The sequence below is a fragment of the Maridesulfovibrio sp. genome (assembly GCF_963677005.1).
Classification (GTDB): domain Bacteria; phylum Desulfobacterota; class Desulfovibrionia; order Desulfovibrionales; family Desulfovibrionaceae; genus Maridesulfovibrio.
Genome location: NZ_OY781616.1, coordinates 2,782,838 through 2,805,342 on the forward strand (window position 1 = coordinate 2,782,838; position 22,505 = coordinate 2,805,342).

The window sequence follows — 22,505 nt, forward strand, 5'->3', positions numbered from 1 at the left end:
TTCATACCCGAAGCAGGGGCCTTTTTCATTCACGGACAAACCGCATATACAAGAGATCAGCGACTGAACCGCGTAAACGAGGTTTTAAAAATCTGCTAACTGTTTTTCAATTCCTTGATAAATGCATTAGCCTCATCAATAGACTTCTGCATGTCCTGAATGAGCCTGCTGATATCGGTCTCAAGACCGCCCAGTTCGCTCTTAAGCGAAGCAACAGCCTGCGCGTTAAGGTTATGCTTGAGGAAGAGCACCTGGTCGTGGAAAACGTTCAGAACCGGGTCTATTTTCTTTTCCGCTTTGCGCATGGCCGCAAGCAGTCTTTTGAATCTGCTCTTAGTCTTGGAAAGTTTTACCCTGCTCTCGTTACGGAGCTTCTTGCTGGTATACTGAGAAAGTTCGGTATTCCATTCTTCGAACAGATCATTGCCGACCTTCTCCACGGCATCAATACGGCGGCTGACTTCTCCAGCCGCTGCGGCGCTCTCTTCATACTCATCATTCAGACGTTCATACACTTCCTGCAGATCGCCGCCGTTAAAACCTGTAAGTGCACTGAACTTCTCCAACGCACTCTTGAACTGCTCGCTGGCTTCCTCCTGAGATTCACGGGCCTTTTCAACGTCTGAAACCAGGATGTCCCGCTTGTGGTAGCCGAAACTTTCCATTGTCTTATAATATGCGGACTGACAGCCGCAGATGCCCAGAACAAGGGCAGCAGCAAGCACAGGCAGCACTCTGTTTTTCAAGAACATTAACTTCCTCCGAAATAATATTTGCTGGTTCAATCAGCACAGTTCGTGCATTCATAAGATGCCGGGAGATTGATGTCAAAAGCCGTATATAAGCACTCACGGACTCATTCGGTAAAATACCCGACAGTTGAGAGGTCTTGTAGCAGGGCAGAGATAAATTTCAGGTTAAAAAACCCCGGAGCAGAAGCTCCGGGGTTAGATACGGCAGGTATAATATGTAAAACTAGGAAGTCAGACCATGAACGGAATCGCGGACCCAGAACATCAGGTCAAACTGGGAGGCTATTCCTTCTCGAAGCTCGTTGAGAGCGGCCTTATCCATATCGAGGATACGGATGAAAACGTGACGCATGTTCTTGTCTTCAGGTTCGTAAGAGGTCAGGATGGACATTACCCGTGCATTGTTATCCCGCAGGTAATCAAGCACTGCTGCAAGAGAGCCGGGATCGTTTGAAAGCGAAAGTCCCATGTGGATTCCGCCGTACATTACACCGGTGATCTCGATCAGGACCTTGAAAACATCCGTGTCGGTGATGATGCCGACGCACTTGTTTTTTTCGTCCACAACCGGCAGCCCGCCGATCTTGTTGTCTTCCATGAGAACAGCTGCCTTCTCCACGGTATCCTCGACGGTAACGGTGATGACCTTGCGGGTCATGATATCCTTTACCTTGATCTCCGAAAGCAGATAGTAAAGCTCGTGCATGTCAAGGGTGGTGGCCTTGGAAGGAGACGCCTCCTTAATGTCACGATCAGAAACAATACCCACCAGAATTCCGTCGTCATCGACGATAGGCAGTCTGTGGATGTCATTGTCCTTCATAAGTTTGGCAGCTTTCATCATGGACCGATCATGAGTGAGAGTAATAACTTCTGCGGTCATCCAATTCTTAATGAGCATGTGGAACCTCCTTGAATCCGGCAGCATTTCGTCGTGAAAGAGACTTTTCCCGACCGACGGCACCGCCATTGATGTTTCTATAAAAACTGCTCACGCATAAGTACGTTTCCCGACTGGATCCAATGTATCCATTTTCCTACTAATATGATTATATAAACAAATGTCCGGGGTCAATCGGAGATACCTGAATTTTATTTGGTAAATGTTTTCTTACGCCAGATTATAACAAATCAGAAATCATGAAGCAGCTCTGAAGAGTGCGTAACGGACCGGACACCTCCCCCCAAAATGAAAACATGAGCCGGAAACGACAGCAAGGTGCTATATGATATAAAAAGATACAAACAACAAAGATGGCATTATAACCTGTAATAGCAAGATGATATACAATCATCACCTATCGACCATATCGGCAGTTATCGAAAAGAAATAAACACATGATCTGCTATCAATCAAAGACAAGAGACTGGAGGATGGAGTTTGAAACAAGCATGCCGTTCTTGGTCAGGCGCAGAAAACCGCCGCTCATACGAATAAGGCCGTTTCGATACAAGGCGTTGATCAGCGCGTTCTTTTCCTTGACCAGCTCCTTCCCGGTCAGTTCACGGTAATCGGACAGCTTCAGACCCTTGGATGTGCGCAGGGTAAGCATCACCAGTTCCTGCGCGCGTATCTCATCGGTCAACTCCTCGAAGTCTTCACCGATGTATCCGCCCCGGACTGCGGCGTCATATTCATCCAGATACGAAGGATTGGTAAATCTGCGGCTGCCCAGTGTGGAAACAGCCGAAGGCCCCAGTCCCAGATAATCCATGCGGTCCCAGTAGCCCTGATTATGGCGGGAGATAAAACCCATGCGCGCAAAATTGGAGATTTCATACTGGATGTAGCCGTAAGCCTCCAGAAACTCCGCCCCGTAGATGAACATGCGGGCCTGATCGTCGTCGGACGGAATTTCCAGATCAACGCCCTCGTCCGCACGTTTACCGAAAACAGTGCCCGGCTCAATGCTAAGCCCGTAACAGGAGACATGCTCCGGCTTGAGTTTGACCACGGCCTTGAGTTCGTTATTCCAGTCTTTGGGCTTCTGACGAGGCAGCCCCCAGATGAGGTCGACACTGATATTGCCGAAACCGGCCTCACGGGCCATGTAAAAGGTCTCGGCAGCCTGTCTGGCGGAATGGGGACGCCCGAGGGTTTCCAGATTGCGATCATCAAGGGATTGGAAGCCGATGCTCAGCCGGTTGATTCCCATTGAAAGCAGGTGCTGGAAATAGGCCTTGTCGTTGGCGGAATCCGGATTGGCTTCCAGAGTGATCTCCATCCCGGAAGTGAACGTAAAATTCCTGCGCAACGCATCCATTATCAGCTGAAGCTGAAACGGCGGTATCAGGCTGGGGGTCCCGCCCCCGAAATAGACTGTTCCTATGCGGGGAGACTTGAGCCTGCGCCCCCAAAGGTCGATCTCGGCCATCAGGGTCTTCATATACCATGCAAAATGAACATCATCGAACGGCTGAGAATGAAATGCGCAGTAATTGCACTTGCGCCTGCAGAAAGGGACGTGGATGTAGACCAGAAGGTTTCTGGCCTCCCTGCCGTCTCCGCGCAGCAGCGGGGTGCTGAAAAAAGCCGGGCTGAGTCCCATCAAAATCCTACTTGCTTATCCACAACGCCGGTCCCTCAAGGCCCTGCAGCAGCTTGACGCAGACGGAACGGGGGAACAGTTTTTCCACGGCTGTCTTATCGTGAATTCCACGGCCTACGGCGACGACAGAGTAATGGACTTCGGCGGCATGCTTAAGAATTGCTTTGGCGACATTGTCACCCTCGATGACAAGCTCGCTGATCCGATCATCAGGAACGCCGTTGACGGTGAGATTTTCGCGGCAGGCCTCGAAAACGTGAGCCGGACTTGGGGCACCGGCTTTGCCGGGATTATGCACATGAACCATGGTAATGTTGTGTCCGGGATTATCGTTGAGCATAAAACCGACATGATCAGCTATACGCAGGGAGGGGGCGTCCTCGTCCACGCAAAGCAGTACGTTTTTTTTGGGGAAATCCTGCGGGCATTTGCAGAACCAGAGCGGGAAATTGATTTCTTCCCAGATAACCCGGCTGCCCACGCTGTAATCAAAAAATTCCTCCAGCGTGGACGGTGTCTGACGGCCTAGAATAACCGCATCGTACATGCCCTTGTGTCCCTCCTGAACGATATCCCGCGCAGTATTGCCGTGTGAATGAACGCTCTTGATATCCACCCGGCTCTTGGTACAGAAATTATGATCTATGAACCACTGCCGGGTTTCCTCAAGAAGCTTCTCACCTTTTTTTCGGGGATCACCCGTACACCAGGAACCCTTTGGAGGTGCCACATGAAAAAGAGTGACGCGCACATCGCAGGGAGAATTGAAAAAATCCCTTATGAACCTCACAGCGTAGGAAGATGCCCCATCCGCGCAGACACCTACAAGCAAATGTTTTTCCATATCCATCCGTCCTATTGTAACAGTGTCCTGAACATCCTGAAATAACAGTCCAATCAAAGAAATTACTATTACATTAACCAGTTGGAGACATTAAAACAAGCTAAGACCGCTCAAGTTCTCCGGCATACCTTTCATTTTCACTGAAAAGACAGCCGCAATACTGTTGGCGGTAAAGACCCATGGCCTTGGACCGTTCAATCCCTTCCTTCCAGCCTTCCCGGAAATCATGGTAATAAAACTCGCATTTCCCGGACCCGGCCATATCCCGGCCCAACTCGGCAATTTTCAGGTGCTTCTGGAACTTGCTGTAAAGCAGGGTCGTAGTGAAATAATCAAACCCACCGCGTCTGGCCAGAGAAAGGGTACGCTCCAGCCTGTCCGCATAGCAATGGAAACAGCGGTTTTCCTCGCGAAAGGCAACATTACGGAACCAGCGCTTGGAGTCATACTCGTCCAGACGGCCGATGACCTTCACGTCCATTCTGCCGCAGACCTCAAGAAAACCGTCCCGCCGCCGAACATATTCCTGAAGGGGATGAATGTTGGGATTATAAAAAAAGGCCAAGACCTCGAATCCCTGATCCTTCAGGATATCAATCGTTGTGATGGAGCACGGCCCGCAGCAGCAGTGCAGCAGAATTCTTCCGGACATTTCAAACCGTCCCGCTGTTTCCGGCAATCTTTACTCGGCCCACTGAATCTGGATGTTGATCTTGGTGTCGAACATTTTTTCGTAACTGATAATGGCGTCGCGCTTGTGGTTGAGCAGGTACATGGACAGCTCCTCCTCCGCTTCATAAATCAGCGGGGACGCACATCCGGGCTTTCTCAGCATGCGGTAGATGTCTTTAAGAGCCTGCATGGACTGCCATTCCATGTTGCGACGGATACCGGTTCCCTCACAGCACGGGCAAGGCTCGGTCGAAACTGCAATTGCAGAAGAACCGAGACGCTGGCGGACAAGCTCCATCAGGCCGAAACGGGAAATACGCCCGACATCGGTGCGGGCACGGTCACCTTTCAGGGCCGCGCGCATGGTCTTTTCCACTTCGCGGCAGTGCTTGGGGTCCTTCATTTCAATGAAGTCCACCACAACCTGTCCGCCAAGATCGCGCAGCTTGAGCTGTCTTGCAATCATCTCGGCGCTTTCCTTGTTGGTCTTGAGCGCCATCTCCTTGAAATTGCGTTCACCGCCTATCTTTCCGGAGTTGATGTCAATGGCGGTAAGAGCTTCGGTCTGGTCGAAAACAAGACGTCCGCCGGAAGGCAGGTTGACCTCGCGCCCGTAAATCTGCTCGATCTGCTTAACCAGATTGAAGCGTTCCCAGAGGGATTTGTCGGTATCGTTGTGCAGCTTCACAAGGTTGTTGCGGCGGGGAAAGGAAAGGGCTGCAAGCTTTTTGACCTGCTCTGCGGTTTCCTTGTCGTCAACCCAGATCTCGGTCACTTCGGAGGACAGGTAGTCACGCACGGAACGTGCGGCAAGCCCCATTTCCTCGTAAACGAGGGACGGAGGTTCAGCGTCCTGACCTTTTTCGCGGATATCGGTCCATAGCCGGGTAAGAAATTTGAAATCACGGCGCAGCGCGGACTTGCTCTGCCCCATGCTGGCGGTGCGCACGATAACGCCAACACCGGGGCCGGGGCTGACTTCGTCAATGACTTCCTTGAGCCTCTGACGCTCCTTCTCATCCTCAATCTTGCGGGAAATACCGATCTGCTCACGCCCCGGAGTCAGCACGAAATAGCGGCCGGGGATGGAGAGATAGGAAGACAGAAACGCGCCCTTCTTCCCGGTGGGTTCCTTGACCACCTGGACGAATATCTCCTGTCCGGGCTTCAGAACCTTCTGCAGGAGGGGAAAGCGGTGCCCCTTGCTGAGCTTGTAGGTGCCCTGATAATATTCGGGATGAACCTCATCAACCTGCAGGAAGCCGTTGCGTTCGGCCCCGTAGTTGATGAACGCCGCCTGAAGAGCGGCATCTATGTTGTGGATGTAACCCTTGTAGATGTTACCTTTGGTCTTGGCCTGATGGAGCATCTCGACATAATACTCGATGACCTGGCCTTCCTGAGTCAGCGCCACTTCCACCTGTTCGCCGGGAAGCACGCTGATAAACATTTTCTCTTTTTTCTTTTTTACTGATGTCATTATCCCAATCCAAGGAAAAGTTTGAATTTCCCCGAATTCAGGAGCTTAAATCATGAATCCACATCAAGCCGGCAGTCGTAGTAGAGATCATCACCTGTTTGCCTGATGTGCAGCCGACCGCATTTTTCCAATTCTCCGATTGCCCGCTCCACTTCACAAAGCGGAATTCCCAGGGCTCCGGAAAGCTGCTGCGCTGTTTGCGGCCTGCGCATGAGAGAAGCCTGAATCCGGTCAAAGGCATCGGACACCTCGCCCAGCACATGGGCGGAATTATCCGTGCCGCTCCTATCTTTCACTCCGGTCTCCGGCCCGCAATCCCGATTCTTTGAGGGCGCGGCGTCAAGAGCCTTCTTCCAGCGGCCTAAGGTCCCGGAGTCAACGGGACCGGCCTTATCCAGAGTACCGGGTCGTGAAAGTGTGACCACATCAATGCGGTCGGGACCAAGTTCGGTACAGAAAGCCTTCATCTCAGCAAGGTTCTCATCCGAATCATTGTATCCCCGTGAAAGGAGCACTTCCAGAAAAATCTTACCTTTGAACTCCTTGCGGAATTCAATCAGAGCCTTTGCCACAGCCTGAGGTTCCACACCCCGGCACGGCCTGTTTATGGCCCTGAATTCTGAAGCAATCAGGGAGTCCATTGAAGGAAGCACTACGTCCACCTCCAGAAGCTCCTTTCTCACTTCAGGGTCCGTCAGAGTGACCGAATTGGTAAGCACGGCCACGTCCATTGACGGGAAAAGTGTTTTTACACCCCGAACAATCTCGGGCATTTCAGAATTGAGGGTGGGTTCGCCCAGCCCTCCCAGAGTTATAACGTCGGGCAGTTCATGCCCTTCCCCCTTCCATCTTTCAAGCTCCCGCAGGATGTCCGCGGCGGGTACATATGCTTTACGTTCGCATGTCAGAACATCGGTCTTGCCCACCTCGCAGTAGACACAGTCCATGGAGCAGATCCTGCTACCGAGAAGATCAAGCCCTAACGAACGCCCAAGCCTGCCGGAAAAAACCGGCCCGAAGACATACTTGTAACCCATAACCGCCTCATCAAGAAGCAAAAAAAGATTCAATATCGCATTACCGGATCAATTCTGCCCGTACATGCAAAAAAAAGCAAACCCGGCACCATTTTTATACAATCGGCGCACCATATTTTCCCTGCCGGGGAGCCCGACTATGCAGGAACGTAAGCATTTATGCTGAAATGTCAAAAAACTCAAGTCGCATATATGCCGACCTGCGTAATTTTATAATACCTCCGGCATCATAAGCGCTGCAGAGCATGCGGAACGGCCGTGCAAAGGGAGTTCCCAGCCCGGCACAAAAAGCATTTTACATTGACTTTGTGCGCTTTCGTCCGTAATCGGGGCGGGATATTCTACAGGAGGAAAGTCTCATGCTTGAAGCTGGACAATTAATATTGCTGGTAAACCCCAAGGGCAAACGTTACCTGCGTATGCTCAAGGAAGGGGAAGAAATACATACCCATGACGGAATGCTTCTGACCGACAACATCGCCGCCGCCGGATACGGGCAGATTGTCGAAACTCATCTGGGCCATAAATATCAGATTCTGAAGCCCACAATATATGATGTGATCAAGGGACTCAAACGGCAGACCCAGATCATGTATCCCAAAGAAATAGGCTATCTGCTGCTCAAGCTGGGCATCGGCCCCGGAACCCGCGTGGTGGAATCCGGCTCCGGCTCCGGCGGGCTGACCACCGCTCTGGCCTACTATGTAGGTGAAACAGGCAAGGTCTACACCCATGAAAAACGCCCTGAATTCTACGCGCTGGTTCGCAAAAACCTCGAATGGGCCGGGCTTGAAAACCGCGTGGAACAGTTCAACCTGAACATTGAAGACGGCTTTCTTGCCAGCGACTGCGACGCCCTGTTCCTGGATGTGCCCAATCCCTGGGACTACCTGCACCATATTCCGGGAGCGGTTATCCCCGGAGCCATGTGCGGATTCCTGCTGCCCACCACCAATCAGGTCAGCGACCTTCTGAAAGGCATGGAAGACAAGCCGTTCGAAGAAATTGAAGTCTGTGAAATACTTGTGCGCAACTACAAACCGGTTGCCGAACGCCTCCGTCCGGAAGACCGCATGGTCGCCCACACAGGCTACCTTGTCTTCGCCCGTGCCACCCACGGTTGCGAAATGAGCGTTGAGCCTCCCAAAAAGAAAAGGGAAAATCGCGGCAAACCCGCAGCGGACAAGTATCATGTTGATAGAAAAGACATGATCCATGCCAGGAAGGATGTGGATGAAGCAGAGCCGCAGGATGCTGAAAATATTGAATCTGCTGCGGATGGAGACGAAAAGGCTGAATAGCTTTCTTTTCGAGATTGTTGATTTTTGATGTTAAGACCGGACCTCGTCAGCGGGGTCCGGTTTTTTGTTTTTCACGTTTACCCATTAAAATTATCTTTCCCATTTACAAAAAAGATGTGCTATTTTAAAAATAATTAAGCTTTTTTGGAGGGAATTATGACTGAAGAAAACAACAACGAAATAAAGACGGAAAAAAGGAATAAAGAAAAAAGGGAATTTCTGTCCATTGTGATAGCTGGATGCGCTCTTATTTTATCCATATTGTCAACCGCGTATACACTGTACTCAAACTATGCAGCAGAGGTAAGGGCAAGCAAAATTGAAACAAGGCAGATGATTCAACGCCTCTCAAGACTACCAATTGAGCACTATGAACTGATGGCGAAATACAAATACGACCCAATGGCTGAAATGATGACGGGACTATTGCAAATGGAAAATGTTCTTCTGGCGAACCACGCCAGAGAGTTAATAAACAGCCACCCTGAATCGTTTACATCCTTTGAATGTATTGCAACGTCCTCGGCCCTCAAGAATGCATTTTTATATGAGGAAGCAGCTGAACTCCTAAAAAAAGGCCACCAAAAAGCCAAAGGCCCCGCAGCAAAAGCATATGCCTGCAAGGAACTGGCTAACTTCAACTTTAGCAGGGGAGATACTTCAGGGGGAAGGGAGTATTATAAAAAGATGCTACAGGTCTGGTCTGACAGTTCTGACACAATAAATCCGGTCATTATAGCAGACGCCAAGGCGCATGGGCTGATCACCTGGGCAGGAATTGAAATTGAACTGAACAACTTTGCATATGCAAAAGGACTCCTAGACCAGGCGGGAGAGCTTACAAGCCAACTGCCTAATGCCGCTGCAATCAACCGTAAGCAACAAATTTCGTCACTAAGAACCAAACTGCAAAATTAAAAAGGAGGCAACAATGCTGCGAACAACAAAATTACTGATAATGTTAACCTTTATCGCGACCCCGGCTTTCTCCCAACAAGGAATTAATCTACCTATACAGAACATACTTCAGGAAACACCGGTATGGTGCTGGGTTGCTGTTTCCCAGCAAATAATTCTTGCCAGGGTCGGCCCACAGCAGACTCCTGCCCAATGCGCTTTAGTAGCGATCGCTAACGGAGCTCACCCACAGGCATGCTGCGGAGGGTATAATCCAAACTGCGTAAAACCTGGCAGCATCCCTCAAATCCAGGGATTGATACAAAATTTCGGGATGACATACACATCATATGCCCCCCCGACGACCCCAGATGTCTTATACCATACACTAGCTTCAGGGAAGGCTGTTATCCTGCAAATACACTCAGGATACACACCTCAAGGAGCTCCTCACTCAGCCCATGTTGTTGTGCTGCGGGGAATGACTTTCAAACAGACCCCAAACGGAATAGAACCCATCCTAATCATTAACGACCCTATGGCCTACTATTCCCAGTATGTTCCATATTCAACCATTCGCCCGATATGGATAAGCGCCATCGTTGTAAAACTGTTTTAACCCCAAAAGGAAAGCCCCGACCGCAAAAGTCGGGGCAGCATTAAAAGCAACCTGCAATTCAAAACCAAGACCCATTCCCTGACCGTGAAGCACAAAGAGGTTGACCCTCCCGGCTCGCCGAAAAAGACTAATTCAGCAGACTGTCCATGGCCTGATCGCTCTTGGACTTCTGCGGTTTCGGCTTCGGCTTGTACACGGGAGCAGTCGCAGGAGCCGCCTGCTGCTGAGATGCTGCGGGCTGACTCGAAGCCTGCGAGGAACCTGATGACGAAGAACCTGAATCCCCGCCTCCGGCAAAATAAAAATCTCCGACCAGCGAAGAGGACTCCCAGGGAACCTGCTTCTTGCCGGTATCCTTCATAACGCCCCGACGGACCTGCTTGAAAAATTTTTCAATGGTCAACCCTTTCCTGCCCATGTTGCTGACCATGTTGGTTACGTAAGGACTGTTGTTGCCTCGTCCGTCAAGGGCCACGTTGCCGGGTGCAGTGGCAAAGGCAATGAACGAACCGGTGGGGGCATCCATCTGGGCCAGCCCGCTGCGGATGGAGCGGAAACTGCGCTTGAAGGGATTGTTGCGGCAGGCATCAAGAATGACAATGTTCATGGGGTTACCGGCATCCTCCATCTTGGCAAGGACCTTTCCGGCATCCACAGCCTCGTACTGCACGTCGGACTGCCCCTGTACGGACATGTTCAGCGGACAAAGATAATTGATTCCGTCAACCTGCAGACCGTGTCCGGAAAAATAGAAAAGACCGACTTCATAATTCCGGAGCCTCGATCCGAACTCGTCAATGGCCCGGCCCATGGCGGCGCGGTCGGCGTTCTTGACCACCAGGACATCAAATCCGGAATTTTTTAGCGCCCGGTTCATGGAGTCCACGTCGTTGACCGGATTCTTGAGTTCTCCAAGCTTCTTGTAAGCTGAGTTACCTATGAGCAGGGCAAGTCTTTTCTGGGCCAGACATTCGCTTGCAGAAAGCAGCATGACTGAAAAAACCGCCAATAAAACCAGAAAGAATGGACTTCGTAACACTTTTATATTCATTGGTTCCCCCTTTCGTAGGCAAAATGAACTGCATGCCTGATACAGTTATACCACAACCTGCTGAAAAGAGAAGATGAAAGCGCTGCCGAAAAGAAGGGACATTAAAAATATCCACATGGGCTGCAGAAAAAAGCAGACTACCCCTACTATCTTGACCCATCCATGCACACCCCCGGCCTGACGCAAAGCAATTGACGCCCCGCCGGTGGGTGTTACAGACTTGATTGCGCCGATCTTGGCGGTGCTGTCGCGGTAGTAGAAAAAATAGGCGCTCATCCCGTAACCGAGCTGGGCGATAAAATTGCCGAAGGGCAGAAAGCCTATCAAAAACGTTACGAACGCCCAGAAGTACATTTTGCGATACAGGAACCACCAGAACCCGAACAGGAACGCAGGCCAGTGCCAGGTGACAGTGAAGCCGTCACGCAGGGTCTGGAATTTTGCGAAATTAAAAATATATTTTACGGCATTGGGGCCTACAAATTCAGTGTAGTCTTCTGTAGTAATCATATGCATGTTTTTTATCTCCATAGTAACGGGTAAAGCCGTCCCGCAAAGACTTCGGCCTGCCCCGACTCCGTGTGCAGGCGCAGTTGCCGAACAAAGGACTTTTTTTAAACTTCGGTCCAGATACTGTTTCAATGCCGCAGCTTCCTGTATTTGGCAACAACCGGGTTGACTTCCGGCCTCGGAAGTCAAGGCACACTTTGACATTCACAGGCAAATGGACTAACGGAATTTGGTTCCACGCTCCGTACCGGGAGCGGACTTGACAGGATATCGATCTCCCGGAAATCCGCAAAGAGAAAAATATGGCAAAAATACAAAAAATAAAAGGCGTTGCAGACCTCTTCCCCGAAGAAAGCGCAAGATATGCGTTTATGGAACAGGCCGCAAGGGAAGTGTTCACCTCATATGGTTATGGAGAGTTAAGGATACCCATCCTTGAAAAAACGGAACTTTTCTGCCGTTCCATAGGCGAAGAAACCGATGTCGTGCAAAAGGAAATGTATACTTTTCCGGACCGCAAGGACCGTTCCCTGACCATGCGCCCCGAGGCCACGGCAGGAATCGTGCGTGCCTATGTGGAAAACAAGATTCACCAGCCCGGCAAGGTCAGCAAATATTTCACCTACGGACCCATGTTTCGCTACGAGCGTCCTCAGGCAGGGCGCATGCGTCAGTTCCACCAGATAGACGCGGAAATTTTCGGCGCAGCGGAGCCGCAGGCCGATGCCGAAGTCCTGCTCATGCTTTCGGCTTTTCTCGGCAGAATCGGACTGAAAAAACTTTCCTTTGAGCTCAACTCGCTGGGTTGTCCCGAATGTCGGCCGAAATACAATCAGGCCCTGAAAGATTTCCTGAACTCACTCGACAGAAGCGAACTCTGTGAGGATTGCCAGCGCCGTATGGACACCAACCCCCTGCGCGTGCTGGACTGCAAAAGCAAAAACTGCAAGGCCCTCACTCAAAATGCTCCGACCCTGCCCGATCACCTCTGCGGGGAATGCCGTGAACATTTTGATACCGTGATTGCCCTGATCAGCGAAGCCGGTCTTGAGTACACCCTCAACCCCCGGCTGGTTCGCGGACTCGACTACTACCAGCGGACAGCCTTCGAAGTCACCTCCGGCGATATCGGAGCTCAGACAGCTGTGGCCGGAGGAGGTCGTTACGACGGACTGGTGGAGAGCCTCGGCGGTCCCAAACAGGTCCCGGCCATCGGCTTTGCCTGCGGCATGGAACGTCTGGCCCTGCTGCTGGACGGAACATTCGAAGCGGAAAACGATTTTTACGTAGCCCTGGCGGACGAAAGGGCAGCCCAAAACGCACTGCTCTTTGCGGAGAAACTGCGCAATAACGGGCAGAAAGGCGAAGCGGCTTTCAGTGCCAAAAGCATGAAGGCACACCTGCGCTACGCCAACAAGATAAACGCACGCAGATGTTTCATCTTCGGCGCGGATGAATTCGAAAACGGAACGGTCACTGTCAAGGACATGGCCGAAGGCGGGGAGCAGACAACCATGCCCTTCGATGAATATTTCAAATAATACCGGGAGAGACAAAAATGTCCGAACAGATTGAAGAACGCGATTATGACGAATACCGAGTGATCGAATCGCTCGGGGGATGGAAGCGCACCCACACCTGCAACGACCTTACCGCCGCCAATCTCGGTGACCAGGTCCTGCTCATGGGCTGGGTCCAGTTTCGCCGTGACCACGGCGGGCTGATTTTCATAGACCTGCGTGACCGTGAAGGTCTGACTCAGGTTGTTTTCAGCCCCGAACACAGCTCCGAAGCGCACGAACGCGCCCATGCCATCCGTTCCGAATACGTTGTGGCCATCAAGGGCCAGGTTCGCGAACGCCCCGAAGGCATGCGCAATGCCAACCTCAAAACCGGCGAAATCGAAATCGTCGTTGACGAATGGAAGCTGCTCAACACTTCGGACACTCCTCCGTTCGCAATTGAGGACCGCATTGAAGCATCCGAAATGCTGCGCCTCAAATACCGCTTTCTGGACCTGCGCCGTCCCGGACTGGCCAAGAATTTCATCCTGCGCAACAAGGCTGCACAGTCAGTACGCCGCTATCTTGACGGCCTAGGATTCCTTGAAGTGGAAACTCCGGTACTGACCAAATCCACCCCTGAAGGCGCTCGCGACTTTCTGGTTCCCAGCCGTTTGAACAACGGCGAATTCTACGCCCTGCCCCAGTCCCCGCAGCTTTTCAAGCAGATGCTCATGGTTTCAGGTCTGGACCGTTATTTCCAGATCGTGAAATGCTTCCGCGATGAAGACCTGCGTGCCGACCGTCAGCCGGAATTCACCCAGATTGATATTGAAATGAGCTTCGTGGACGAAGAACAGGTCATGAGTATGGCCGAAGAAATGGTCCGCACCGTGTTCCGGGAAACCATCGGCAAAAACCTGCCTGCAGAATTTCCCCGCATGACCTACTCAGATGCCATGCGCGACTACGGCTGCGACAAGCCGGACGTGCGTTTTGACCTGAAACTGCAGGAAGCTTCTGATATTTTCCGCGGCTCCGACTTCAAGGTCTTCGGCGGCGCTGAACTGGTCAAGGTCCTGCGCGTTCCCGCCGGAGCGGAACTCTCCCGCAAGGAAATAGACGAGTACACAAAATTCGTTGAAATTTATGGTTCCAAGGGTCTGGCCTGGATCAAGGTCAAGGAAGACGGCGGCTGGCAGTCTCCCATCGTAAAATTCTTCAGCGAAGAGGAATGCTCCAAGCTCAAGGAACTCACTTCCTGCGAACCCGGAGATATTCTCTTCTTCCAGGCCGGAGCAGCGGACATCGTCAACGCCGCACTGGCCGCACTGCGCCTCAAACTGGGTGAACGTTTCGGACTCATCGACGAATCCGAATTCGCTCCGCTCTGGGTAACGGACTTCCCGCTGCTTGAGTACAACCCCGATGAAAAAAGGTATGTGGCCCGCCACCATCCCTTTACCTCCCCGCAGGAAGGGCAGATCGATCAGATAACCGACAAGCCGGATGAAGCCCTTGCCCGCGCATACGACATCGTCCTGAACGGTTATGAAGTCGGCGGCGGCTCCATCCGTATCCACACTCCGGAAATGCAGCAGAAAATGTTTGCTGCCCTCGGAATAGGAGAAGAGGAAGCCCGCGCTAAATTCGGATTCCTCATGGACGCGCTGAAATTCGGAGCACCCCCGCACGGCGGTATTGCCTTTGGTCTGGACAGACTTATTATGATCCTGTGCGGAGCAAAATCCATCAGGGACGTAATAGCCTTCCCCAAAACCCAGAAGGCCACCTGTCTGATGACCGAAGCACCCTCCGAAGTCGCCAGCACACAGCTGCGTGAACTGGGAATCAGGGTCCGCGAAAAGAAAGAACTTTAGTCGAGTATTTGTCTGGGCTCCGCCCCAAGGAAAGGCAAAGCCTCATTGGAAATATGGTTATTACCATAGCTCAGCAACGCTTTTGATTTAAGAGGCGGCTTTCAATGCAGTTGCCTTAAACCCTTAGGGATTCCAAAGGGGATTATCCCCTTTGGCCGCCGGCGGCAAAATCAAAAGATCAAAAGCGCGAAGCGCACAAATAATAACAAGAACAAATCCGGCAGGTTCGGCTGGCAACAGGCTTACCGAACCTGCCTATATGTAAAGACCGGACAGCATTGCACGAGCAAGCTTCCGGGTATGCGTAAAGCGGATATACGCGCCATTTAATCGAAGGGTTCCGGGGAACCGGGTCCGGGGCCTTTAAGGAAATTTTTATGAAACTTGAACTTGTCAAATACCCCGCACCGTCCTTGAAAGAGGTCTGTGAAAGGATTGAAGAACTTACTCCCGAACTGCGGGAGATAATCGACAATATGGTCGAGACCATGTACGAAGATGACGGTGTAGGACTGGCCGCCCCGCAGGTCGGGCTGCAGAAACGTCTGATCGTGATAGATCCGTCCGGCCCCAAGGAACGTACGGACCTTCAGGTCATCATCAATCCCGAAATCATCTCCAGCGAAGGCTCGATTGATTCCGAGGAAAGCTGCCTCTCATGTCCCTCTTTCCGCTGCGTCATCAAACGCGCAGAAAAAGTTGTCGTCACCGGAACTGATCTTGACGGCAACGAACTGAGAATTGAAGCCGATGATTTCAAGGCCATAGTTCTGCAGCATGAAATAGACCACCTTGACGGAACCCTCATTGTTGACAGGGTAGGCCGCCTCAAACGCGCAATGTACGACAAGAAGATCAAGAAATGGCAGAAAAACGCTGGCGAATAGTTTTCATGGGTACACCGGACTTCGCGTCCACCATTCTCGAATATCTCGTGGAATGGGACGGATGCGAGGTTGTGGCGGCTTACACACAGCCTGACCGCCCCTGCGGACGCGGTCAGAAGATGCGCCCGTCCCCGGTAAAGGAAGTGGCTCTCAAAAATGAAATTCCGGTATTCCAGCCGGTTAATTTCAAGGACGAGAAGGACGTTGAAGTATTGCGCGCGCTTGCGCCGGACTTTCTGGTAGTGGCCGCATACGGACTCATTCTTCCGCAGTCCGTGCTTGATGTTCCGGCCATCATGCCTCTTAACGTGCATGCCTCCCTGCTCCCGAAATACCGGGGAGCGGCCCCCATCCACCGGGCGGTGGCAAACGGGGAACACGCAACCGGCATAACCATCATGAAGATGGAAGCCGGGCTTGATACAGGTCCTATCCTTGTTCAGCAGGCTCTCGGCATCGCCTGGGACGACTACACCGGCAAAATCCACGATGAACTCGCGGCCATGGGCGGCCCGTTGGTCATGGAAACCCTGCTCCGCTACGAAAACAAGCACCTCATCATCATGGAACAGGATGATGAGATAGCAACGTATGCCTCCAAACTTTCCAAGGAAGAAGGTTTGATAGACTGGACCAAGGACGCCAAGGCCGTCCATAACCAGATCAGGGGCATGCACCCGTGGCCCGGTGCTTATTTTTTCTGGACTCCGGAAGAGGGCAAGGATCCGATCAGACTGGTCCTTACCCCGGGCAAGCCCGGAGACATGGAGTCCGGCGACAACGCTCCCGGAACCATTGTCGGTGAATTTGAAGGAATGCTGGGCATCGCCTGCGCGGACAAACTCTACCTCGCATCCGGTGTTAAACCGGCAGGTAAGAAGGAAATGGACGGCAAGGCATTCATATGCGGATATATGGGCAGATGCTCATAAACTTCCTGCGGAAAACACCATGCGTCCGCGGCTTTGCTGCCGCTTTTTATTGAAGGGGACACTCCCTTGCTTCGGCCAAGCGACTTAATCTGATTCAGGAACAAACGTGAGCATAGAAAAAGATTCCAAAAAACGCCTTTTCATCGGTCTGATAACAGGAACCTGCGCCCTGCTCTGCTTTTTTCTGGGCCTGCTCTGGTACGTCCCCTATGTGGGACTGGATTCTTTCGGGAGCTGGGCAACATGGGTATGGGGAATTATCATCTTCATGCTCATCATGCTTGTCGGCTGGGCCTATGCAGGACTGCTGGCAAACGTCGTGCTTGGCCGGACCTTTCCTTTTTCCAAAAAGGCACGCGGTCTGACCGTAAAGCTCTTCCTGCCGCTGATGACTATTCTGGGACGCATATTCGGCCTTTCCAAACGGAAAATCCGGTCCTCTTTCATCAAGGTCAACAACGAGCTGGTGCTTTCGGAAGCAGGCCACTTTGACCCGGACAAGATCATGATCCTGACCCCGCACTGCCTGCAATCCAGCCGCTGCGACATGCGCCTGACCTACGATGTGGACAACTGCAAACGCTGCGGACTGTGCACAATCAAGGGATTGCTGGACCTGCGGGACAAATACGGCGTGCATTTCGCTGTTGCCACCGGCGGCACCATTGCCAGACGTCTGGTTGTCCAGAAACGTCCGCGCATGATCATAGCCATTGCCTGTGAGCGCGATCTCTCAAGCGGTATTCAGGATACCTACCCGCTCCCGGTTTACGGCGTGCTCAACGAACGGCCCAACGGTCCCTGCCTCGATACCATGGTATCCCTTGCGGCAGTTGAAGATGCCCTGCGCCGGTTCATAAAAGAAGACAAACTTCCGGCCGACGTTGACAAGAACGTGGCCCTTACACCCATTACCGGACGCTAGAGAAAACATATCCGATGAAGAAGCCGACCCTGCCCGGAACACGGGGACTCGCCTTTGAGTGTATAACCCGCACTCTGGATGGCAATGCCGATGCGCAGTCTGTGCTGGACAATATCCTGTCTGCCGCCGGACCGGACCAGCGAGACCGAGGCTTCATAACGGAAATATTTTACGGCTACCTGCGCACGCGCATCCGCCTGCTCTCCGTACTGAAATGTTTTCTTTCAAGACCGGAAGGACTTCCGGAACCGGTACTGAGGGTCCTGGGCATGGCCGCATATGAAATTCTGCATATGGATGTTCCGGCATACGCATCAGTAGACTGGGGCGTGGACTCTGCCAAAAGACTTTCCCGCGGAAAGCTCGGCGGGCTGGCAAACGCAGTGCTGCGCAAGGTTGCCAGGCTGGCCGATGACGGAGTTGACGAGGAGTTCTTCCGCCGCAATACGAAAACCGAGGCTGAGTTTCTCTCGGCCCGATACTCCTGTCCGGAATGGATCGTTGACCTGTGGGTAAAGGCTTATGGTCAGGAACAGGCAGAAATGTACCTCGAAGCACAGACTCTCCCGCCGGCAGCAGGATTCGTTCTGGATACCGGAGACAAGAAAGCAGCAGCAGTGGCCGCTTTGCTCATGAAAGAACAGGATTTCATTGAGACAGACGGACAGGCTTTCGCCTTTCCCTCCGGGCAGTTTCCGGAAGCGTTCAAAACCCTGAACAGGGGGACCCTGTTCCGCAGGAGCTATGCGGCAAGACAGGCGCTGGCTGCGCTTTCCCCGAAGGAATGGCCGGTTCCTGTATGGGACGGATGTTCGGGCCGCGGAGGCAAATCAAAATTTCTGGTTTCACAAGGGATTGCACCGGTCTTCGCCAGCGACCCGCACAAGGGCAGGATTTCGGCCCTGAAAAAGGACCTTGCGGATTTCCCGGCTTTCCGGGCATCCGCAATTGCGTCGCCACTAGCGAACAATTCGCTGGGAACAGCCCTGCTGGATGTTCCGTGCTCAGGACTCGGAGTTCTTGCCAGAAGGCCGGACACCAAATTCCGGCGCACTCCCGACGACCTTGCCTCTCTGGTTGTCCTGCAGTCACGCATTCTTGAAAACAGCTGGCGGACAGTTCGCACAAACGGACGGCTGGCCTATATAACCTGCACCCTGAACCCGGATGAAAATGAACGGCAGATAGCAACCTTTTTGCATCGACACAAAGACGCAAGACTGCTCAAGGAATGGACCACACCTCCGGATTCGGAACTGCGCGAGTTTTTCTACGCCGCCCTCATTGAAAAGATCTGATGTCCTTTTAATTCCGGAACTGATAAGGCGCTATCCTGAGCGCAAATTCTGGAGAAGGAAGATACGGACTACTGACCCTGAAGCTGCTTTTTCACGAAATCAAAAAATTTCTGAGCTTCCACATGATCCTTATTCAGGGACAGAGCCTTGGTCAGGTGATCGGCGCATTTTTCCAACATCCCTTTCTCAAAATAAGCTCTGGCGATATTGTAATGCAGGTTCTCATCCTGTGAACTCATCTGAAGAGCCCGCTGGTAATATTCTATGGCCTGGTCCTGCATGCCGCTCTTGCGCAGGTTTATACCGAATTCATTGAAAAGGTGCTTGTGCTCGGTCTGAAAGGCGGCGTCAAGATTTACAAGACGTTCAAAAATATCATTCGCCTTGGTGTTCTCACCACGCTCCATGTATGTAAGCCCCAGCCCGAAATTCGCCTTGACGTTCTCCTCGTCAACGTCCAGGGCATTCTGAAATTCAAATTCGGCGCTGTAGGTTGCCCCGGCCTGCCTTGCTTTTTCACCACGCTCAATGGAAGAACCCAACTCCTTGATCTTCGGATATACCGTTGAGACATAAAATTCCGGTTCCGGCGAATACTTGGAAAGGAACTCCTCCATATCCACAGCCGACTTGGGGCCTGCGGGAACATAACTTTTATTAAGGGCCTGCACTTCCACACTGCCGTCATCCAGTTCACGGACCATCCAGTACATTTTACTGATAGTCCTGCGCACAGTTGTGCCTGTGCCGATCTTCTGGACACTCTGGCTTGAAAAAACTCCCTGAATCTTCTCTCTGCCACTTACATTTTCTGCTGAAGCCATTTGCAATCCTTATCTTGATTACCGTAATTGAGCGACTATAGATAAATTTCTACTGAAACGCCAACAGCAAAATCAGGTTGCTGGATGACCGTTCCTCCCAGACAGCAACAGCAAAGTACATTTTCCAATTTTGTCCTTCATTTTTGTCGCACGAAGTTTTATCTTGGCTGTCTGCTGTACAGCAGATGAATAAGAGCTGACATGACAGTGAATAGTGACAAAAAAACGTTATTATTGTAAGCACTCATTTCTAACGTTTTTTGTAAATTCATACCAGAATGCCGTGGAAACGGGTCAGACCAGACGAGGGAAAAATGAACAAGACAAAAGTTGGGCAGCGCATCAAAACCTTCAGGGAAAAACAGGGACTCAGTATTGAGGATTTTTCGGAACGAACCGGACTGGGGCTGGAATTCCTTGGTGCGGTTGAAGAAAAGGACATGTATCCCTCGCTGGGCCCCCTGCTTAAAATTGCCAGGGCACTTGGTGTCCGCCTTGGAACTTTTCTGGACGACCATGTCAGCAAGGACCCGATCATCATAAAATTAGATGAGCGTGAAGAAGAATTTTCCATGCATTCCGATATGGAACACACGGCTTCCATGAAATATTTCTCTCTTGGAAAAGGGAAAAGCGACCGCCATATGGAACCGTTCTTCATTGAAATAGAGCCGGAAGATACGGAACCGAAACTCACCTCCCACGAAGGAGAGGAATTCATCATCGTTGTTTCGGGAAAACTCAAGGTGGTATACGGAAAAGAGGAAAGCGTGCTCCAGGCCGGAGACAGCGTTTACTTTAATTCCGTTGTTCCGCACTACGTAGCCGCACACGGCGAAAAGTGCGACATTTACGCAGTCCTCTACTTCCCGGAATAGGAAAGGCGGTTCCATGGAAAAATCACACCTCAGGGAGATTACTCTCGGCACACTGCTGGACGAGATAGTGGAAAACTATCCTGACAACGAAGCAGTTGTTTACGTTGACCGCGATTTCCGCCTCACCTACCGCGAATTCGGTGAACTTGTGGATGAACTGGCCATGGGACTCATGGCTCTGGGCATAAAGAAGGGCGAAAAGGTCGCAATCTGGGCAACCAACGTGCCTTACTGGGTTGCCCTGCAGTTTGCCACGGCCAAAATCGGGGCTATCCTGCTGACCGTAAACACCTTTTACCGCACTACCGAACTGGAATACCTGCTCAAACAGTCCGAATGCGAAAACCTGGTCATCATCGATGGCTTCCGGGAAATAGATTACCTTGAAACCGTGTATGATCTGGTCCCGGAACTGAAAACACAGGAACGCGGCTACCTGAAAAGCGCCAGATTTCCGGATCTCAAAAGAGTTTTCTTTCTGGGACAGGAAAAACACCGCGGAATGTATTCCATGGCCGAGGTCATCAACCTTTCCGCAGTTGTATCGGAAGAGGAATACCAGACCCGCCAGGACTCCCTTGATCCCCATGATGTGGTAAACATGCAGTACACTTCGGGAACAACAGGATTCCCCAAAGGTGTGCAGCTGACCCATTACAACATCGGAAACAACGGATTCTGGATCGGCGAAAACCAGGGTTTCCGACCGGGTGACCGGCTCTGTCTGCCTGTTCCCCTGTTTCACTGTTTCGGCTGTGTACTCGGAGTACTTGCCGCCATCAACCATGCCGCAACGCTGGTCATTCTCGAAGGATTCGACCCGCTGCTGGTCATGGCTTCCGTGGATCAGGAAAAATGCACCGCTGTTTACGGCGTTCCGACCATGTTCATCGCCATTCTCGACCACAAGATGTTCAACAGATTCGACTACTCTTCTCTGCGTACCGGAATCATGGCGGGCTCTCCGTGCCCGGTGGAAGTCATGAAGAAAGTCATGGACAAAATGAACATGAAGGACATCACTATCTGCTACGGGCTGACCGAGGGTTCCCCGGTGATGACCCAGACCAGAATGGAAGACGACATCAGACGCCGGACCGAAAGCGTGGGCCGGGCAATGCCGGAAATCGAAGTGGCCATATTCAACCCGGAAACGGGCAAGGAGTGTGAACACGGCGAAACAGGCGAAATCTGCTGCCGCGGCTACAACGTGATGAAAGGCTACTACAAGAACGATGAAGCCACGGCAACGGCCATCGACATAGACGGATGGCTCCATTCCGGCGACCTCGGAACCATGGACGAAGAAGGCTATGTAGAAGTAACCGGAAGGCTGAAAGACATGATAATTCGCGGGGGAGAAAATATTTATCCTCGTGAAATAGAAGAATTCCTTTACACCATGGATGGAATTCTAGATGTTCAGGTTGCCGGCGTTCCGAGCAAGAAATTCGGTGAGCAGGTGGGAGCGTTCATCATATTGAAAGACGGCGTTGAAATGGATCAGCAGGATGTTGTGGACTTCTGCCGGGGCAAGATATCCCGATACAAAATTCCAAAATACGTCACTTTCATAGATTCTTATCCGATGACGGCGAGTGGTAAAATTCAGAAATACAAATTAAGGGAAATGGCCGCAGAGCTGTACCCCGATGCATAGGAAAAAA

21 protein-coding genes are annotated in these 22,505 nt (G+C 51.7%); 11 read left to right on the top strand and 10 right to left on the bottom strand.

The features are described 5' to 3' along the window. Positions 1-95 precede the first annotated feature (95 nt). The 7 genes from ACKU4E_RS12335 to ACKU4E_RS12365 form a co-directional block, all read right to left on the bottom strand. Positions 96-752 carry a DUF2959 domain-containing protein gene (locus tag ACKU4E_RS12335; RefSeq protein WP_320171377.1) on the bottom strand — a complete coding sequence of 219 codons (657 nt, stop codon included), beginning with the start codon at positions 750-752 and terminating at the stop codon, positions 96-98. Positions 753-975: 223 nt separating this feature from the next. Further along, the gene (locus ACKU4E_RS12340) at positions 976-1,653 is read right to left on the bottom strand and encodes a CBS and ACT domain-containing protein (RefSeq protein WP_320171378.1); all 678 of its coding nucleotides are present in this window, start codon (positions 1,651-1,653) and stop codon (positions 976-978) included. 448 nt (positions 1,654-2,101) lie between these two features. Further along, complete coding sequence (gene hemW, locus ACKU4E_RS12345; RefSeq protein WP_320171379.1) at positions 2,102-3,301, bottom strand: radical SAM family heme chaperone HemW; 1,200 nt, start codon at positions 3,299-3,301, stop codon at positions 2,102-2,104. A 7-nt stretch (positions 3,302-3,308) separates the two neighbouring features. Then, on the bottom strand, positions 3,309-4,145 hold the full coding sequence (locus ACKU4E_RS12350) for a universal stress protein (RefSeq protein WP_320171380.1): 837 nt from the start codon (positions 4,143-4,145) through the stop codon (positions 3,309-3,311). Positions 4,146-4,245: 100 nt separating this feature from the next. After that, positions 4,246-4,797, bottom strand: a complete 552-nt coding sequence (locus ACKU4E_RS12355; RefSeq protein WP_320171381.1) for an epoxyqueuosine reductase QueH — start codon at positions 4,795-4,797, stop codon at positions 4,246-4,248. 30 nt (positions 4,798-4,827) lie between these two features. Next, positions 4,828-6,297, bottom strand: a complete 1,470-nt coding sequence (locus ACKU4E_RS12360; protein WP_320171382.1) for an Rne/Rng family ribonuclease — start codon at positions 6,295-6,297, stop codon at positions 4,828-4,830. Positions 6,298-6,347: 50 nt separating this feature from the next. Then, positions 6,348-7,367 (bottom strand): radical SAM protein, encoded by a 1,020-nt coding sequence (locus ACKU4E_RS12365; RefSeq protein WP_320171383.1) that lies wholly within the window; start codon positions 7,365-7,367, stop codon positions 6,348-6,350. 326 nt (positions 7,368-7,693) lie between these two features. Between ACKU4E_RS12365 and ACKU4E_RS12370 the strand changes: the two genes are divergently transcribed. From ACKU4E_RS12370 to ACKU4E_RS12380, 3 genes are all read left to right on the top strand, one after another. After that, positions 7,694-8,635, top strand: coding sequence for a tRNA (adenine-N1)-methyltransferase (locus ACKU4E_RS12370; protein WP_320171384.1), 942 nt, complete (start codon positions 7,694-7,696; stop codon positions 8,633-8,635). A gap of 156 nt (positions 8,636-8,791) precedes the next feature. Next, on the top strand, positions 8,792-9,553 hold the full coding sequence (locus tag ACKU4E_RS12375) for a hypothetical protein (RefSeq protein ID WP_320171385.1): 762 nt from the start codon (positions 8,792-8,794) through the stop codon (positions 9,551-9,553). A gap of 13 nt (positions 9,554-9,566) precedes the next feature. After that, a complete protein-coding gene (locus ACKU4E_RS12380) occupies positions 9,567-10,151 on the top strand; it encodes a papain-like cysteine protease family protein (protein ID WP_320171386.1) in 585 nt (194 codons plus the stop codon). 127 nt (positions 10,152-10,278) lie between these two features. Here the strand turns inward: ACKU4E_RS12380 and ACKU4E_RS12385 are convergent, their stop codons facing one another. After that, positions 10,279-11,202, bottom strand: a complete 924-nt coding sequence (locus ACKU4E_RS12385) for a caspase family protein (RefSeq protein ID WP_320171387.1) — start codon at positions 11,200-11,202, stop codon at positions 10,279-10,281. Positions 11,203-11,247: 45 nt separating this feature from the next. After that, complete coding sequence (locus ACKU4E_RS12390; protein WP_320171388.1) at positions 11,248-11,718, bottom strand: DUF2628 domain-containing protein; 471 nt, start codon at positions 11,716-11,718, stop codon at positions 11,248-11,250. 296 nt (positions 11,719-12,014) lie between these two features. Between ACKU4E_RS12390 and hisS the strand changes: the two genes are divergently transcribed. The 6 genes from hisS to ACKU4E_RS12420 all read left to right on the top strand — a co-directional run bounded on the left by hisS (position 12,015) and on the right by ACKU4E_RS12420 (position 19,136). Continuing rightward, positions 12,015-13,253, top strand: a complete 1,239-nt coding sequence (gene hisS / locus ACKU4E_RS12395) for a histidine--tRNA ligase (protein WP_320171389.1) — start codon at positions 12,015-12,017, stop codon at positions 13,251-13,253. Positions 13,254-13,270: 17 nt separating this feature from the next. Then, positions 13,271-15,094, top strand: a complete 1,824-nt coding sequence (gene aspS / locus ACKU4E_RS12400; RefSeq protein ID WP_320171390.1) for an aspartate--tRNA ligase — start codon at positions 13,271-13,273, stop codon at positions 15,092-15,094. A gap of 377 nt (positions 15,095-15,471) precedes the next feature. Next, positions 15,472-15,981, top strand: a complete 510-nt coding sequence (def, locus tag ACKU4E_RS12405) for a peptide deformylase (RefSeq protein ID WP_320171391.1) — start codon at positions 15,472-15,474, stop codon at positions 15,979-15,981. Beyond that, the gene (gene fmt, locus ACKU4E_RS12410; protein WP_320171392.1) at positions 15,957-16,913 is read left to right on the top strand and encodes a methionyl-tRNA formyltransferase; all 957 of its coding nucleotides are present in this window, start codon (positions 15,957-15,959) and stop codon (positions 16,911-16,913) included. The genes def and fmt overlap by 25 nt, the downstream gene beginning before the upstream one ends. 106 nt (positions 16,914-17,019) lie before the next feature. Further along, complete coding sequence (locus ACKU4E_RS12415; protein ID WP_320171393.1) at positions 17,020-17,838, top strand: DUF116 domain-containing protein; 819 nt, start codon at positions 17,020-17,022, stop codon at positions 17,836-17,838. A gap of 14 nt (positions 17,839-17,852) precedes the next feature. Then, entirely contained in the window at positions 17,853-19,136 is a 1,284-nt protein-coding gene (locus ACKU4E_RS12420; protein ID WP_320171394.1) for a transcription antitermination factor NusB, read from the top strand. A 68-nt stretch (positions 19,137-19,204) separates the two neighbouring features. Here the strand turns inward: ACKU4E_RS12420 and ACKU4E_RS12425 are convergent, their stop codons facing one another. After that, entirely contained in the window at positions 19,205-19,960 is a 756-nt protein-coding gene (locus ACKU4E_RS12425; RefSeq protein ID WP_320171395.1) for a tetratricopeptide repeat protein, read from the bottom strand. A gap of 314 nt (positions 19,961-20,274) precedes the next feature. Between ACKU4E_RS12425 and ACKU4E_RS12430 the strand changes: the two genes are divergently transcribed. Continuing rightward, positions 20,275-20,838 (top strand): XRE family transcriptional regulator, encoded by a 564-nt coding sequence (locus ACKU4E_RS12430; RefSeq protein ID WP_320171396.1) that lies wholly within the window; start codon positions 20,275-20,277, stop codon positions 20,836-20,838. 13 nt (positions 20,839-20,851) lie between these two features. Continuing rightward, entirely contained in the window at positions 20,852-22,498 is a 1,647-nt protein-coding gene (locus tag ACKU4E_RS12435) for an AMP-binding protein (protein ID WP_320171397.1), read from the top strand. The last annotated feature ends 7 nt before the right edge of the window (positions 22,499-22,505 follow it).